This window comes from Thiemannella venezuelensis (assembly GCF_014203605.1).
GTDB lineage: Bacteria > Actinomycetota > Actinomycetes > Streptosporangiales > Streptosporangiaceae > Planomonospora_A > Planomonospora_A venezuelensis.
In genome coordinates, this window is record NZ_JACHJJ010000003.1 from 337,759 (window position 1) to 353,707 (window position 15,949).

General features: G+C 73.9%; 12 protein-coding genes. 5 read left to right on the forward strand and 7 right to left on the reverse strand.

Annotated features, from left to right (window positions below):
- Positions 1–16: 16 nt before the first annotated feature.
- The 3 genes from FHS22_RS07165 to FHS22_RS07175 all read right to left on the reverse strand — a co-directional run bounded on the left by FHS22_RS07165 (position 17) and on the right by FHS22_RS07175 (position 5,173).
- Complete coding sequence (locus tag FHS22_RS07165; RefSeq protein WP_184939477.1) at positions 17–2,656, reverse strand: phosphoenolpyruvate carboxylase; 2,640 nt, start codon at positions 2,654–2,656, stop codon at positions 17–19.
- Positions 2,657–2,732: 76 nt separating this feature from the next.
- Positions 2,733–4,418 carry a hypothetical protein gene (locus tag FHS22_RS07170; RefSeq protein ID WP_338047640.1) on the reverse strand — a complete coding sequence of 562 codons (1,686 nt, stop codon included), beginning with the start codon at positions 4,416–4,418 and terminating at the stop codon, positions 2,733–2,735.
- On the reverse strand, positions 4,394–5,173 hold the full coding sequence (locus FHS22_RS07175) for an ABC transporter ATP-binding protein (protein WP_184939479.1): 780 nt from the start codon (positions 5,171–5,173) through the stop codon (positions 4,394–4,396). Before FHS22_RS07175 ends, FHS22_RS07170 begins: the two co-directional genes overlap by 25 nt.
- Before the next feature lie 190 nt (positions 5,174–5,363).
- Between FHS22_RS07175 and FHS22_RS07180 the strand changes: the two genes are divergently transcribed.
- The 5 genes from FHS22_RS07180 (at position 5,364) to FHS22_RS07200 (ending at position 10,624) form a co-directional block, all read left to right on the forward strand.
- A complete protein-coding gene (locus tag FHS22_RS07180; protein ID WP_184939481.1) occupies positions 5,364–6,956 on the forward strand; it encodes an acyl-CoA carboxylase subunit beta in 1,593 nt (530 codons plus the stop codon).
- A 58-nt stretch (positions 6,957–7,014) separates the two neighbouring features.
- Positions 7,015–7,212, forward strand: coding sequence for an acyl-CoA carboxylase subunit epsilon (locus FHS22_RS39560; protein WP_184939482.1), 198 nt, complete (start codon positions 7,015–7,017; stop codon positions 7,210–7,212).
- 101 nt (positions 7,213–7,313) lie between these two features.
- On the forward strand, positions 7,314–8,255 hold the full coding sequence (locus FHS22_RS07190) for an NYN domain-containing protein (RefSeq protein WP_184939484.1): 942 nt from the start codon (positions 7,314–7,316) through the stop codon (positions 8,253–8,255).
- Between the two features lie 162 nt (positions 8,256–8,417).
- Complete coding sequence (locus FHS22_RS07195) at positions 8,418–9,995, forward strand: Ada metal-binding domain-containing protein (RefSeq protein ID WP_184939486.1); 1,578 nt, start codon at positions 8,418–8,420, stop codon at positions 9,993–9,995.
- 128 nt (positions 9,996–10,123) lie between these two features.
- On the forward strand, positions 10,124–10,624 hold the full coding sequence (locus tag FHS22_RS07200; protein ID WP_184939488.1) for a methylated-DNA--[protein]-cysteine S-methyltransferase: 501 nt from the start codon (positions 10,124–10,126) through the stop codon (positions 10,622–10,624).
- Between the two features lie 80 nt (positions 10,625–10,704).
- Here the strand turns inward: FHS22_RS07200 and FHS22_RS07205 are convergent, their stop codons facing one another.
- The 4 genes from FHS22_RS07205 to FHS22_RS07220 all read right to left on the reverse strand — a co-directional run bounded on the left by FHS22_RS07205 (position 10,705) and on the right by FHS22_RS07220 (position 15,929).
- Positions 10,705–11,190, reverse strand: a complete 486-nt coding sequence (locus FHS22_RS07205) for a VOC family protein (RefSeq protein WP_338047641.1) — start codon at positions 11,188–11,190, stop codon at positions 10,705–10,707.
- 115 nt (positions 11,191–11,305) lie between these two features.
- Positions 11,306–12,232, reverse strand: a complete 927-nt coding sequence (locus FHS22_RS07210) for a hypothetical protein (RefSeq protein WP_184939489.1) — start codon at positions 12,230–12,232, stop codon at positions 11,306–11,308.
- Positions 12,229–12,900, reverse strand: coding sequence for a hypothetical protein (locus FHS22_RS07215; protein ID WP_184939491.1), 672 nt, complete (start codon positions 12,898–12,900; stop codon positions 12,229–12,231). The genes FHS22_RS07210 and FHS22_RS07215 overlap by 4 nt, the downstream gene beginning before the upstream one ends.
- A gap of 176 nt (positions 12,901–13,076) precedes the next feature.
- Positions 13,077–15,929: a BTAD domain-containing putative transcriptional regulator gene (locus tag FHS22_RS07220; protein ID WP_184939493.1), complete on the reverse strand. Its 2,853-nt coding sequence runs from the start codon at positions 15,927–15,929 to the stop codon at positions 13,077–13,079.
- Between the last annotated feature and the right edge of the window lie 20 nt (positions 15,930–15,949).

Below are 15,949 nucleotides of genomic sequence, written 5' to 3' on the forward strand. Positions count from 1 at the left end.
CGGCCCGCGAGGGCGGTCAGCCGGTGTTCTGCAGGCCGGCGGCGACGCCGTTGACCGACAGCAGCAGCAGCGTGGACAGCCGGTCGCGCTCCTCCTCCGGCAGGTCCTCGTCGGCGCGCAGCCGGGACAGGGCGCGGAGCTGGAGGTGGGAGAGGGCGTCCACGTACGGGTCGCGGAGCTGGACCGCGCGCGAGAGCACCCGGCGGTTCTCCAGCAGCCGGGTGTGACCGGTGACCTCCAGGACCAGGCGGCGGGTCAGGTCGTACTCGGCCAGGACCTGCTCCATGAAGTCGTCCCGGCCGCCGAGCGCGAGGTAGCGGGAGGCGATGTCGCGGTCGGTCTTGGCCAGGGACATCTCCACGTTGTCCAGCAGGGAGGCGAACAGCGGCCACTCCCGGTAGGCGGCGCGCAGGCCGTCCAGCCCGGTCTCGGAGACGACCGCCGACAGGCCGCTGCCCAGGCCGTACCAGCCGGGCAGGTTGACCCGGGTCTGCGCCCAGGCGAACACCCACGGGATGGCCCGCAGGTCGTCCAGGGAGCGGGGCGCGCCCAGGCCGCGGCGGGCGGGGCGGGAGCCCAGCCGGAGCGAGCCGATCTCCTCCAGCGGGCTGACCAGGGAGAACCACTCGGGGAAGCCGGGTGCCTCGGTCAGCGAGCGGTAGGCCTTCTCCGAGGCGGAGGCGACCTGCTGGGCCACCGTGCGGAAGCGCGCGGCGGCCTCGGCCGTGCGGGCCCCGACGGCCGGGGTGGAGGCGAGCAGCACCGCGGAGGTGACCTGCTCCAGGTGGCGGCGGGCGATGGCCTCGTGGCCGTAGCGGGCGAAGATGACCTCGCCCTGCTCGGTGACCTTGAACCGGCCGCCGACCGAGCCGGGGGCCTGGGCGAGCACCGCCCGGTTGGCCGGTCCGCCGCCGCGGCCCAGGGCGCCGCCCCGGCCGTGGAAGAGAGTCAGCGCCACGTCGTGCTCGGCGGCCCAGGCGGCCAGCGCCTCCTGCGCCTCGTACAGCTTCAGCGTGGCGGCCGCCGGGCCGAGCTCCTTGGCGGAGTCGGAGTAGCCGAGCATGACCTCCAGCCGCCTGCCGTTCACGGCGAGCCGCTCCTGGATGGCGGGGATCTCCAGCATCCCGGAGAGCACGCCGGGCGCGGCGGCCAGGTCGGCGCCGGACTCGAAGAGCGGGACCACGTCGAGCGCGGGCGCCCGCTCGCCGAGGGCGTGCCGGGCCAGCTCGTAGACGGCGGCGATGTCGTCGGAGGAGCGGGTGAAGGAGACGACGTAGCGGGAGCAGGCGGTCACGCCGAACCGCTCCTGGATCCAGCTGATCGTCCTGATGGTGGCCAGGACCTCGTCCGTGCGCTCGGAGGTCTCGCCCTCGGCGATCTCGGCCAGCGCGGCGGCGTGCACCTGGGAGTGCTGGCGCACCTCCAGCTCGGCCAGGTGGAACCCGAAGGTCTCGGCCTGCCAGATCAGGTGCTGCAGCTCGCCGTAGGCCTGCCGCCTCGCCCCGGCGGCGGCCAGGGACGCCTGGGCGACGCGCAGGTCGGCCAGGAACTCCTCCGGCGAGCGGTAGGCCAGGTCCAGGCCGCGCTGCCGGGTGGCGGCGATCCGGGCCGCGACGTACAGCAGCCACTGCCGGTGCGGCTCGCGCGGCGAGCGGGTGGCCATCTCCGAGACCAGCTCGGGGTGGTCGTTCTCGGCGGCGGCGAGCGCGGCGCGCAGCTCCGGCGAGGCCGGGGTGTACTCGGCGGTCACGGTGAGGCTGCGGCCGATGCGCAGGGTGGCGTTCTCCAGGGCGATCAGCACGTGCTCGGCCTGGATGAGGACGGCGTCGCGGGTCACCTTGGCGGTGACGTTGGGGTTGCCGTCGCGGTCGCCCCCGATCCAGCTGCCGTAGCGGATGAACGGGCGGGCCAGCGGCTCACGGGTGCCGCTGCCCTCGCCGAGCGCGGAGTCCAGCGCGCGGTAGACGTGCGGGACCATCCGGAAGAGCGTCTCGTCGAAGGCCGCCATCGCGGTGCGGACCTCGTCCAGCGGGTCGAGCTTGGTGTGCCGGAGCTGGGCGGTCCGCCAGAGCAGGTCGATCTCCTCCAGCAGCCGCCGCCGGGTCTCGGCGCGCTCGGCCGCGCCGCGTTCGGGGCTGTTGTAGGCGGCGAGCTGGCCGCTGACCCGCTGGATCGCGGTGACCACCGCGCGCCTGCGCGCCTCGGTGGGGTGCGCGGTCAGCACCGGGTGCAGCCGCAGGCCCTCCACGAGCTCGGCGACGCGCTCGCCGCCGAGCTCCTGCACGGCCTGGGCCAGCGACTCGGGCAGCGGCTCGTCGCCGGTGTCGCGGACCCGGAGCGTGCGGATGCGGAAGTGCTCCTCGGCGAGGTTGGCCAGGTGGAAGTAGCAGGTGAAGGCCCGGGCGATCTTGACCGCCCGGCTGATCGGCCACTCGGCGACCATCGCGGTGATCTCGTCGACCGAGATCTCCCTGCGGCGGGCCGCGATGACGGCCTTGCGGAGGCGTTCGACATCGGCGAGCAGGTCGTCTCCGCCGTGCTCGGCGATGACCTGGCCCAGGAGCCCGCCGAGCAGCCGCACGTCCGCGCGGAGCTCGTCGGGCATCTCGGTGACGGCGGAGGAACGTTCGGCCTGATGGGGCGCGCTGGCGGACATGTCTGCCAGCGTAGCGAGAGCGATTTCCGGGGCGGAGGCCGGTCTCACCTATTGGACTAGACCAATCGCGAGCAGCTCAGGTGGCCTTGGAGATCGCCCCGAGGATCTCCGGATACCGGGCGAACCCGAGGTTCCCGGCGATCCTCCGCCCGCCCCAGGAGACCAGGACCCCGTACGGCGCGGCGAGCGCGACGACCCAGTCGAGGCCGAACAGCATGGGCAGCACGACGGGCAGCGCCAGCAGGCCGGTGCCGATCATCGCGCCGAACGACGCCAGGAACGCGACGCCGCCCTGGCCCGGCGCCGCGCCGGTGAAGGCGTTGAGCCGTTCGGGGACCGTGTACGGCAGCAGCACGCTCGTCAGCGCGCCCATGCCGAGCCCGACGCCCAGCACGCCCCAGGCGGTGAACATGGCGGGGACCGCCCAGGCGGCGTTCCCGGCGATCAGGCCCGCGACCAGGGAGAGCAGGCCGAGCGCCGGGACCCCGATCGTCGCGACGGCCAGGTGCCGGCCGGCGAGGTCGGTCCGCCAGTCGCGGGCGGTGCCGTACACCACGGAGTTCATCCACAACGAGCGGCCGTCGATGCCGAAGGAGTTGCAGGCCTGCAGGCCGATCATCAGCGCGCCGATGCAGGCGGGGCCGATCGCGAGCGCGGGACCGGGCGAGGGGCCCTCCTGCCCGCCGAGGGAGAAGGCCATGATCCCGGTGACCGCGAGGGCGGCGAACCAGCCGACCCGGCCCCGGGGGTCGCGCCGGGCGTACCTGAGCTCCTTGGTGGCGACCGCGGCGAGCTGCCCGTCGGGCAGGAGGCGGGCCAGCAGCCCTCTGGAGTTGCGGACCGAGGCGGCCTCGGTGGAGGCGTCCGCGGTGACCAGGGACCGGCGCAGCGCGACGATCCAGAGCCACCCGAGCACGACCGCCAGGGCGGCGAGGAAGGCCAGCTCGGCCAGGGCCGCGGGGCCGCCGTCGGCGATGGCGTGCGCGGCCATGCCGGGCGGCGTCCAGCGCAGCGCCGAGGCGACGCCGTCCAGCATCACCAGCGGGTCGCCGGTCAGGCCCCGGTTGAGCAGGAGGTTGGGGAGCTGGGCGCCCAGGATGACGAAGATCACCGAGATCGCGAGCACGTCCCGGCCGCGGCGGGTGCGCAGGATCCCGGAGAGCGAGGTGGTGACCAGCCGGGAGACGACGATGCAGAGGGTGAACTGGAGCAGCACCGCGACGACGCCGACGAGCACGCCGCCCAGCCCGCGTGCCAGGCCCGCGATCGCGCCGGAGGTGACGACCAGCGTGGCGAGCGGCCAGACGCCGGTGACCGAGGAGGCGAACATGCCGGTCGCGAGCTGCCGGGTCCGCAGCGGGAGCAGCGCGAGCCGGGACGGGTCGAGGGTGTCGTCCAGTCCGAAGGCGAGCAGCGGGACGAGCGTCCAGCCGAGCAGGAGGACGGTGAACAGCACGGTCCCGACGTCCGCCGCGACCCCCGCGGGCGCCATGCGCAGCATCGCCATCAGGAGGAAGCCGAAGGAGGCGACGACGAGGGCGGCGAGCACGGTGAAGACGAAGCCGAGCAGGCGGGTGGTGTCGCCGCGCAGGTTCCCGGCGATCAGCCGGAGCTTGAGCCGGACGAAGAGCCGGGGGCCGACCCGCGCGGTCCCCGCCCCGGCGGGGTCCCGCGGCGGCCCGCCGGAGCCCGTGCCGGCCGTACCCGCCGCCGGGCCCGTGCCCGCCGTGTCCGCGCTCATGCCGAGGTCGCTCCCAGCCACGACAGCCCCTCCTCCCCGTTGCCGTTCGCGCCCGCGCCGACCAGGCCGAGGAAGGCCTCGTTGAGGCTCCGGCCGCCGCGCACCTCCTCCAGCGGGCCCTGCGCGACGATCTGGCCGCGGCTCATCACCGAGACCCAGTCGCACAGGCGCTCCACGAGGTCCATGACGTGGCTGGAGAAGACCACGGTCGCCCCCGAGGCGGTGTAGCGCCGGAGCACCTCGACCAGCGTGTTGGCGCTGACCGGGTCGACGCCCTCGAAGGGCTCGTCCAGGAAGAGCACCTTGGGGTTGTGCAGCAGCGCGGCGGCCAGGCCGATCTTCTTGCGCATGCCGGTGGAGTAGTCGACGACGAGCTTGTCGGCCGAGTCCGCCAGGTCCATGACCCGCAGCAGTTCCTCGGCGCGCCGCTCCACCTCGGCTTTGGGGATGCCGCGGAGCTGGCCGTTGTAGGAGAGCAGCTCACGGCCGGACAGGCGCTCGAACAGGCGCAGCCCTTCGGGCAGGACGCCGATGCGGGCCTTGACCGCGACGGGGTCGCGCCAGACGTCGGCGCCGTCGATGCGGATGAGCCCGGCGTCCGGGCGGAGCAGACCGGTGACCATGCTCAGCGTGGTGGTCTTGCCCGCCCCGTTGGGTCCGACCAGGCCCGCGAAGCTGCCCCGGGGGACCACGAGGTCGACCCCGCCGACGGCCACCTGCTGCCCGAACCGCTTGAACAGGCCCTGCGTCCGCACGGCATCCGTAATGTCCGTCATGGCCCCTACTTTGTCATATATCCACTTTAATGATCTCCGGCTTCTCCTTCGCAACGAACGGCCGCCCCCGATAGTTCGGGATGTCAGCAGACGGTTACCCTGCTGGACATGAGCGAGCCCGGCACGGTGAGCAGAGCGGCTCGTGAGGGACGAGCGGGCCGCGTAGCGAATGAGGAGTGGTGAGCGACCGATGAGCGCCGAACCGGTATCCGCGGAGATCGACATCCACACCACGGCGGGCAAGCTCGCCGACCTGGAGCGCCGCCTGGACGAGGCCGCCCACGCCGGATCCGCCCGCGCGGTGGAGCGCCAGCACGCCAAGGGCAAGATGACCGCCCGCGAGCGCGTGCTCGCCTTCCTCGACCCCGGCAGCTTCGTGGAGTTCGACACGCTGGCCAGGCACCGCTCCACCAGCTTCGGCCTGGAGAACGAGCGCCCGTACGGCGACGGCGTGGTGACCGGGCACGGCACCGTGGACGGCCGCCCGGTGGCGGTGTTCGCACAGGACTTCACGGTCTTCGGCGGATCGCTGGGCGAGGTCTTCGGCGAGAAGATCGTCAAGGTCATGGACCACGCGCTCAAGACCGGCTGCCCGGTGGTCGGCATCAACGACTCCGGCGGGGCGCGCATCCAGGAGGGCGTCGTCTCCCTCGGCCTCTACGCCGAGATCTTCAAGCGGAACGTGCACGCCTCCGGGGTGATCCCGCAGATCTCCCTGATCATGGGTCCCTGCGCGGGCGGCGCGGTCTACTCCCCCGCGCTCACCGACTTCGTCCTCATGGTCTCCGAGAAGTCGCACATGTTCATCACCGGCCCGGACGTCATCAGGACGGTCACCGGCGAGGAGGTGACGTTCGAGGAGCTCGGCGGCGCGCACACGCACAACTCCCGGTCGGGCGTGGCGCACTACGAGGCGGCCGACGAGGCCGACTGCCTGGAGTTCGCCCGCGCCCTCCTGTCCTACCTGCCCTCCAACAACATGGACGACGCCCCGGTCTTCGAGACCGACCCGGTCCTGGAGGCCACCGGCGAGGACCTCGAACTCGACACGCTGATCCCCGACTCGGCCAACCAGCCGTACGACATGCACGAGGTGGTCGCGCGCGTCCTGGACGACGGCGAGTTCCTGGAGATGCACGCGCAGTTCGCGCCGAACATCCTGGTGGGCTTCGGCCGGGTCGAGGGGCGCTCGGTGGGGGTGGTGGCCAACCAGCCGATGAGCTTCGCCGGCACGCTGGACATCGCGGCCTCGGAGAAAGCCGCCCGTTTCGTACGGACATGTGATGCTTTCAATATTCCAGTCCTGACATTTGTTGATGTACCGGGTTTTCTCCCGGGCACGGACCAGGAGTGGAACGGGATCATCCGCCGCGGCGCCAAGCTGCTCTACGCCTACGCGGAGGCGACCGTGCCGCTGGTCACGGTGATCACCCGCAAGGCGTACGGCGGCGCCTACGACGTCATGGGCTCCAAGCACCTGGGCGCCGACGTCAACCTGGCCTGGCCGACCGCGCAGATCGCGGTGATGGGCGCCCAGGGCGCGGTCAACATCCTCTACCGGCGCGAGCTGGCCGCGGCGGGCGACCCGGACGCCGAGCGGGCCCGGCTCGTCACCGCCTACGAGGACACGCTCGCCAACCCGTATCTCGCGGCCGAAAGAGGGTATGTGGACGCCGTGATCCGCCCGTCCGAGACCCGCGTCCAGATCGTCAGGGCCCTGCGCGCGCTGCGCAACAAGCGCGCGACGCTGCCCCCGAAGAAGCACGGCAACATCCCGCTGTAGCCGGCGGAGGCGTCATGAGCGAGCGGACCGGTGGGCACAGGCCGACGGAAGGAGCCCGATGAGCCATTTGAAGATCGTCCGTGGGGACGCGACCCCGGAGGAGATCGCCGCACTGGTGGTCGCCCTCGCCTCGCGGGCGGTTCCGCAGGCGAAAGCCGTACAAACGCAGGAAAATTGGCGTAACCCCTCATATCGCATGCGAAAGTCCATCCCAATCGGACAAGGAGCATGGCGATCGAGCGGGCTGCCAAGATAGATCCCAAGAACATGGTGTCAAGTTGCGCGAGAGTTGGGACCATCTAAGAAATGGGCGCATATAGTCAGCCGATCAGCTAGTCACGAGGCCTGGAGGACGACATGGCCATCCTTGACCTCACCGCTCACCCCGTCGCCGCGAAGTACGCCGTCCTGGTCGACGTGGGCTACCTCTACGCCGCGGCGGGCGAGGTGCTGCTCGGCGCCAAGGAGCGCAAGGAGTACCGCGTCGCCGCCGACGAGCTGATCCAGGCGCTGCAGAAGCACGCCGAGGCGCGCATCCACGGCGAGCTGCTCCGCATCTACTGGTACGACGCCGCCCGCGACCGCGTGCCGACCGTGGACCAGCGCGTCATCGCCCAGCTCCCCTGGGTCAAGGTCCGCCTGGGCAACCTCAACGCGCGCGGCCAGCAGAAGGGCGTGGACGCCCAGATCAGGAGCGACCTGGAGGCACTGGCCAGGCACCACGCGGTGAGCGACACGATCCTGCTGGCCGGCGACGAGGACATGGTCCCGGCGGTGGAGGCGGCCCAGGCGTACGGCGTGCGGATCCACCTGTGGGGCGTCGAGCCGCCGTACGGCACCAACCAGGCCGAGCGCCTGGTCTGGGAGTCCGACACCGTCGAGATCCTCAGCGCCGACTTCCTGCGCGACTTCTTCAGCCGCGCCCCCCAGCCCGTCCCGGTCCCTCCGGCCGCCCCCTCCCCCGCCCAGGTCTTCGCCGGGCGGACCCCCGCCGCGATCAAACCCAAGATTCCGGCCGGCCAGGTCACCAAGCTCGGCCCCAGCCGCCCCCGCGTCGAGGAGGTCGGCGAGCACGTCGCCCAGAAGTGGATCCTCACCCGCGGCCGCGACAACATCCGCGACCTGCTGCCGGGCCCGATCCTGCCCACGGTCATCGACACCGAGCTCCTGATCGAGGCGGAGAAGGAGCTCGGCCACTCCCTGCGCCCGTTCCCCGAGGCCCGCGTCTGGCTCCGCGACGGCTTCTGGGCCCGGGTCTACCGCGAGTTCGACCTGGGGGTCGGCATCTCCTCCAAGTGACCGCCGGGCGGGCGGTCCCGCGTGACCGCCACGGCCGGCGGGACCGTCCCGTCCGGGGCGCCGGGCGCTCATGCGCCCGCCCCCGCCCCGCGGACCGGATCGTGACGGTCACGTCCGATTTCCGCGAGTCACAGCCGGTGGGCTGCGGATAGCGTTGTTCACATGTTCGCCGGAAAGCTCGACTTCGACTCCTGTTACCGCGCGGTGGCCGCGCGGGACGCCCGGTTCGACGGGCGGTTCTACACGGCGGTCACCTCCACCCGCATCTACTGCCGGCCGATCTGCCCGGCTCGCACGCCCGCCTCGCGCAACGTGCGCTTCTACCGGCACGCCGCCTCCGCCGAGGCGGCCGGCTTCCGGCCCTGCAAGCGCTGCCGCCCCGAGCTCAGCCCCGGCGACCCCGGCTGGGACCACCGCGGCGACCTGGTCGGCCGGGCGCTGCGGCTGATCGACGAAGGCGTGGCCGACGACGCCGGGATCACCGGGCTGGCCGGGCGGCTGCACATCACCGAGCGCCACCTGCACCGGCTGTTCACCGCCGAGCTCGGCGCGGGACCGCTGGCCGTGGCCAGGACCAAGCGCCTGCTGCTGGCCAAGCAGCTGCTGACCGAGACCGGCCTGCCGATCACGGACGTCGCCTTCGCCTCCGGCTTCGGGAGCGTGCGGCAGTTCAACGCGACCATGAAGGAGACGTACGGCTTCACGCCCGGCGAACTCCGGGCCACCGCGGGCCGGGCCGTCACCGGCGACGCGCTGACGCTCCGGCTGCACCGGCGGGAGCCGTACGACGCGGAGAGCCTGATGCGCTTCCTGCGCGGCCGGGCGATCCCGGGCCTGGAACGGGTCGACGGCCCGCAGGGCGCCGCCCCCGCCCCGGACGGACGGGACCGCACGGCCGCCGACCCCGGCGGACGGGACCGCACGGCCGCCGATCCCGGCGGCGGTGACGGATCCGGGACCGCCGCCGCGGGCGGCTGGAGCTACACCCGCGCCGTGCCCGGCGGCGTGGTCACCCTGACGCCCCTTCCCGGGCACGTCCGCCTGGACGTGCACCTGACCGACACCCGCCACCTGGCCCGGGTCGTCGCGCGCTGCCGCCGCCTGCTCGACCTCGACGCCGACCCCGAGGCGATCGCCTCGGCCCTCGGCGAGACCGCGCTGGGCCCGCTCGTCGAGGCCCGCCCCGGTCTGCGGGTCCCCGGTGCGTGGGACGGCTTCGAGCTGGCCGTCCGCGCCGTGGTCGGCCAGCAGATCTCCGTCGCCGGGGCCCGTACCCTCCTGGGCCGCATCGCCGCCCGCGCCGGCCGCCCCGCCGCGCCCGCCGCCGGGCCGGAAGGAACGCGGCCGGAGGGGGCGGGGCCGGAGGGGGCGGGTGAGGTCGTGCGCCTGTTCCCCACTCCGGAGGACCTGCTGGAGGCCGACCTGGACGGGCTCGGGCTGACCGGGCGGCGGGTCGCCACCCTGCAGGCGCTCGCCGAGCGGGTCGCCGGCGGCGAGATCGACCTGGACGGGGCGCAGGAGCCCGCCGAGACCGTGGCCCGGCTGCTGGAGGTGCCGGGGATCGGGCCGTGGACGGCCGGCTACGTCGCGCTGCGGGCGCTGCGGGACCCGGACGCGTGGCCGGAGGGCGACCTCGTGCTCCGCCGGGCCATGGCGTGCCTCGGCATCCCCGCCGACCACACCGAGCGGTGGCGCCCCTGGCGGGCGTACGCGGCCCTCCACCTGTGGAACTCGCAGTGACCACCGCGACCCGGCGCTCCCGCCCCGCGCCCGCAACCGCCTCCGCGACCCGGCGCTCCCGCCACCCGCGGACCCCCGGACCGGGGCCCGCCGACGACTTCACGACTTCACGACAAGGAGACACGACGATGATCGAGGCGCAGATCCTCCCCACCCCGACCGGCCCGCTGGCGCTCCTCTCCCACGAGGGCGTCCTCGTCGCGGCCGGCTTCACCGCCGACCCCCACGACATGTTCGTACGGCTCTCGCCCGCGCTCAGGGCCTGCGGGCTGGAGCGGGTCGACGACCTCGGCCACGCGGCGCAGGCCGTACGGGACTACCTGGACGGCGACCTGAAGGCGCTGGACGCGGTACCGGTGAGCCAGCCCGGCACGCCCAGGCGGCAGCGCCTGCTGGCGGCCCTGCGCGAGGTCCCGCCGGGGACCACGATCCACTACGCCGAGCTGGCCGAGCGCGCGGGCATGCCCAGGACGGCGGCCAGGGCGGCGGGCGGGGCCTGCGCGCAGAACCTGATCGCGCCGTTCGTACCGTGCCACCGCGTCCTGCCGTCCACCGGCGGCCTCGGCGGCTACTACTACGGCACCCCGGTCAAGCAGTGGCTGCTGTCCCATGAGGCCGGCGCCCGCTGACCCGGCCGCCGGTGTCCCGTCCGGTCGGAGGTCTCGCGCCCCGTCACGGCGCAGGCCTGCGGCGCCACGGTGCCGGCCGGTCACCCGGCGGCGGCCATGCGGCGGCGCAGCTCCTCCTCCGAGACGTCTTCCAGATGGGTCAGGAACACCCAGATGTGCCCCGAAGGATCCTTGAGGATGACGGTGCGGTCACCGTGGAACATGTCCTTCGGCGGCTGGAGGATCTCGGCCCCGGCGGCCTCCGCGCGCTCCGCGAGGCCGTCGACGTCCGGCACGAAGACGTGCAGCGTGACGGACGTGCCTCCGCCGAGCGCGGCCGGCGCGGCGAAGGATCCTGCCTCCGCCTCCTCCACGCTGGCGTCGCCCAGCATCAGGACCGACCCCCCGATGGTGATCTCGGCGTGCAGCACCCCGCCGCCGGGGGCGTCGAGCCTGAAGTCCTCGCGGGCGCCGAACGCCCGCCGGTAGAAGTCGATCGCCGCCGCGGCGTCGTCGACCATGATGTGCGGAACCACGGCGTAGCGGTAGCGGTCGGGGATCTCGGTGCGGGTCGGGCTCTCGGTCACGGCGAACCTCCTCGGGAAGCACCGCCGGCCGGTCCGGCGGTCCTGGGAGGAAACCTAGAAGCTCAAGTTTGCTTCAGGTCAACCGCCGACGCGGTCCCGCCCGGATGACGCGGGATCAACCGTCGCCCGTGACGGTGCTCTGCACCTCGCCCACCGGGACGTCGCGGGTGGCGCCGACCTCGACGGGGTCGTAGGCGAAGGGCACCACGTCGTCCTCGACCTCGACGGGCCAGACGGTCGTCACCGTCAGCTCGTAGACCTCGCGGGGCTGGTCGGCCGAGGCCCGCAGGTAGCGCACCCCGCAGGTGAACTCGGCCCCCCTGGCGTACGGCCTGCCGCCGGGACCGCACTCCTCCTTCACCTCGGCCCGGTCGGCGGTCGTGCCCGGGTCGATCCGGATGTCCTCCATGGTCGCGGTCACGGTCGCGCTCATGAAGCCCGGGATCGTGGCCGTCACCGAGCGGGTGGTCTGCCCGACGCCGTCCAGCCAGACCCAGGTCGGCAGGTTGACGTAGCTGGTGGCGTCCGGGTTGAGCTTGATCTTCGGCTCGGGCACGGTCAGCGCGGCGCGGGCGATCTCGACGAGCTCCGCCATGGTGATCCCGGCGGGCGGGGTGGTGCCGGGCGGCACCCACATGAAGGGGTTGAGCTCGCTCACGCAGGACGCGCCCTCGGGATCGGCCGAGTTGTAGGCGGGCGCCCACCACCGGCCCTCCTTGCCGAGCTTGTCCCTGAACTGCTCCAGGAACTTCTGGAACTTCTCCTCGGTGGGGTTCGGCGTGAAGCGGAACCACCAGGCCCGCACGTCCTCCTGCGTCTTCAGCATGTCGGCGGCGTTCCTGCCCGGCTCGTACCAGCAGGGGCGCTTGATCCGGTAGCCGTCGCTCCTGCCTCCCCTGAGCCCGGTCCCGGTGATGACGATCTGGGAGTTCTGCAGGCGGACGCCGACCTTGTTGCCCTCCTGGATCTTCTCGGCGCCCGACGGGGGGTCCTCCACCAGCCCGAGCGCCAGGACTCCGGCGGCGAGCAGTTTCACGATCATCTGGCACACCTCTTCGCCTCGTCACCGGAGGGCAGGACGTAGCCGATGGTCGTGAGCCGCCGCACGCCGTCGTCGTCCTTGCGCATCCCCGCGGACTGGAGGAAGGGCCTCCTCATCCAGCTCTCCCGCTCCCCGGCCTCCTCGCCGGTCCGGGCGTCCACCTCGCGCATCCCCGACATGTCGATGCACACGTCGAGCTGCGACCCGCGGCCCCTGACCGAGCTGACGGAGAACCCGTACAGGCGCAGGGTCCCGCGCAGCCGGTGGCCCTCCTCCACGTACCCGTGGACCCATTCGTAGCCCTGGCGGCTGGCGTCCCTGCTGAGCACCGCGAGGTAGTCGTCGTCGGCCCCGCCCGTGGCGATCGCCCGCAGGGACCCGACGTAGTAGTCGCGGAAGGCCCCGACCATGTCGGCGGTGTCCGGACCGGACGCGGCGGGCGGCTCGACCACCACCCGCACGCCCGGCGCGGCCTGGACCGTCTCCGCCCCCGGCGCGGCCGGCGCCGGGGAGGCGGCCGGGCCGGTCGCACCGTCCGGCCCCGGCACGGCGCCGGGACCGGACGTAGCGGCCGTCTCCGGTGGCCGGCCGGCCGGGACGAACGGCTCGGCGGCCGACGGGGAGCACCCCGTCAGCCCGGCCAGCGCCAGCGCGACCACCGCACCCACACCGGCCACGCTAGAAGCGCCCGCCGTGCGGGGCCATCGGTATGCACGGATCGGCATGGCCGCCTGCCCGATCGGCATGGCCGACCGCCCGCTCCCGTCCCCGCCGCTCGTCCCGGAGTCCACCGGACGCTCCTCTCTCGTCGGCCCGTTCACGGCCGTGTCTCCCATCGGTCCGCTCATGCCGACGGCGCCGAGCGCATCCGCCAGGTGGGCAGCAGCTCGTCGATGAGCGCCTCGGTCTCCGGCGCCATCCCGCCGCCGTACGGGTGGGAGGCGGCCCGCCGGTGCAGCGCGTCGGCCACGGCCCGCAGCCGGGCCGGGTCACCGGTCAGCTGGGTGGCCCGCAGCAGGTCCCGCCAGAGCCCCTCGTCGTCGGCGGCCAGCAGCAGCCCGGCCCGTACCGCGGCCACCGCCTGGTCGGCCTCGCCGTGCGCCAGCCGTACCTCGCAGAGCCGGTGGGCCGCGTCCGCGACGCTCGCCGCCACGTCGTACTCCAGGTCGTCGGCGGCGAGCCAGGAGTACCGGCCGCGCGGGCGGCCGTTCAGCAGCGGGCCGCGCACCAGACCGAGGGCCCGCTCCAGCAGGACGGCGCGCGCGGCGACGTCCGCGTGGGACTGGCGGACGAGGTCGCGGAAGAGCATCCAGTCGGTCCGCACCTCCGGGCCGAGCCGGAGCCGTCCCGAGTCGTCGGCGGCGAGGTTGGGCCGCCCGGCGGAGTCGGTGCCGAGCCAGGCGCCGACGCGGGCGATGGTGGCGTCCCTGACCACGGCCTGCACCCCGCGCGGCCACAGGACGCCGCCGAGCACGACCGGATGCACGCCGCCGGGGTGGGTGGCCAGGTAGACGACCATCTCGACGGCGAGCGCGGCCCGACCCTCCTCCATCGGCGGCGGCCCGGCGATCTCGACCGGGCCGAGGATCCGCACCTCCACCGAGGGGGTCCGGGTGACGGGCTCGGGCTCGTCGGGCAGGGGCTCGCCCTCCAACCGCCCGGCCGTGCGGAACAGCTCGGCCAGCGCCCGGTACTGCCGCCGGGGCAGCAGGTGCGCGTCCACCTCGAAGCCGAGCGCGTCCACCGCGGCCCTGCCGTCCTCGGTGATCTCCACGGTCCAGGTGGCGTGCGGGACGTCGCCCGCGATCACGTACCCGGCGGCGGTCCGCACGCCCTTCCTGGCGAGCACCGCCAGCCGCCGCGCCTCCCCGGCGTCCGGGGCGATGGCCGAGAGCAGGTAGTGCGGCGACCAGACGGGGTCGGCGGCGCGTCCGCCGACCCGCCCGGTGAGCACCCCGGCGCCGTACCCCTCCACCGCCGCCTCGGCCTCCAGACCGGGCAGGACCTCGGCCAGGCTGCCCGCGCACCGGATCCGGTCGGGGGCGATCTCGGCCAGTTCCTCGCCGAAGCCGACGAGCGTGACGCGCATCCGGTCCGACCAGCGGTTGGTGGCCAGCTCGACGGCGAAAGCGGCCAGCGCGGCGGTGGTCCGGACGCCCCTGACGCCGATCAGCCCGTGGGCCGCCTCCAGGTCGACGAGCACCCGGCCCTCTCCGTTGGAGCCGAGGGAGACCAGGCCGGGGTACGGCGCGGGCGCGTCGGCCAGCGCCCGCTCGTCGATCATCCTGCCCTCGTGGGCGGGGAGCCGCCAGACCTGGCCGCCGTCGTGCGCCTCCCACGGCTCGGGGGCCCCCGGGTCCGGGGGGTGGATCCACAGGTCGAGATGGCGCGGCGACAGGTGGGCGGCGTAGACCGTGGGCGGGATCCGCCCGGCGGCCGCGAGGGAGCGGCCGAGGAGCCGGAGGCCGAGGTCGAGCATCCGGCTGCCCGGCGTGTCGGCGCCCAGTCTGAGCGCGAGCTCGGCCTGGGCCGCGTCGTCCCTCGGCCGCGTGATCCTGCGCCCGAACGCCCGGTGCCAGAGCTGCTCCCTGCGCCTGCGCCCGAGTGCCACCAGCAGGCCGGCCGCCGTGAGCGAGGCGCCCGCCAGGTAGTCGAGCATCCCGAGCCCGGAGTCCCGCTCCGCGTCCTCTGCGGGACCGCCCGCACCATGCGCGCCGCCGTCCGCGCCTCCGCCGTCCGCCTCGGCACCGGAGGTCCGCCGGTCGGGTACGGCCGGACCTGCCGGGGCGGCGTCCGCCTCCCGGCCGGGCAGGACGGAGGTGTCCAGGCCCGGTGACTCCCCCCGCAGGCCGGGTCTGTCCGGCGACTCCTGTGGCGGGACGGTCCCGCCCGGGGTGACGGTCTGCGTGCGCCCGTCGAGTTCGGCGGGCTTCCCCGGGTGCTCCCCGAGAGTGGCGGCGCGCGGCTGGGCGGCGGGGACGATGTGGACGTTCCTCGCGTCGTCCGGCATGTCGAGCACCCAGCCGGGCCTGATCAGGTCCGCCATGTGGAGGCGGCTGCCGTCGGGCTGCTCCTTGTGCTGGTTGAGCCGGTAGATCTCCGGGTAGCGGCGGCCGTCGCCGAGGCACTTCTCGGCGATCTCCCACAGGCTCTCGTGGTGCCGCCCGTGCGGCGGCTGGACCACGTAGACCTTCTTGGCCTTCTCCACCGGCGCCAGCTCCGCCCGCTCGGCGACGACCTGCGGCACGGCCAGCGTGGCGGAGACAGGGGCGGGCCGCGCGGGCGGGCCGGCCGGTTTCATCATGGGCACCGCCACCGCCGAGACGGTGAACAGCAGCAGGGCCGCCGAGACCAGCCGGTTGGCCAGGGCCTGGGTCCCGCCGGAGAGGGGCACCCTGGCGGGCATTCCGACCCGGCGGATCCCCGCGTAGAGCTCGACGACCACGCAGACGACGAGCTGGAGCCAGGCGAGCCAGACCAGCAGCACGAGGATGGCGACGATCGTGCCGGTGCCGACCTGGCTGTTGAGCAGGTCGAGGTCGAGCAGCTCGGGCGGGAGCGGCGGTCCGGCGAGCCGGAGCAGCGCGTAGGGAACCCCTCCGACGAGCGCGACCAGCATGGCCAGGGCGCCGGCGCCGGCGAGAAGGTCGCCGGGGGTGCGCCTGGGCTTGATCCGCATGGGCTGTCGCGTCGGCATGCGTCTCCCTCCGTGTCCAG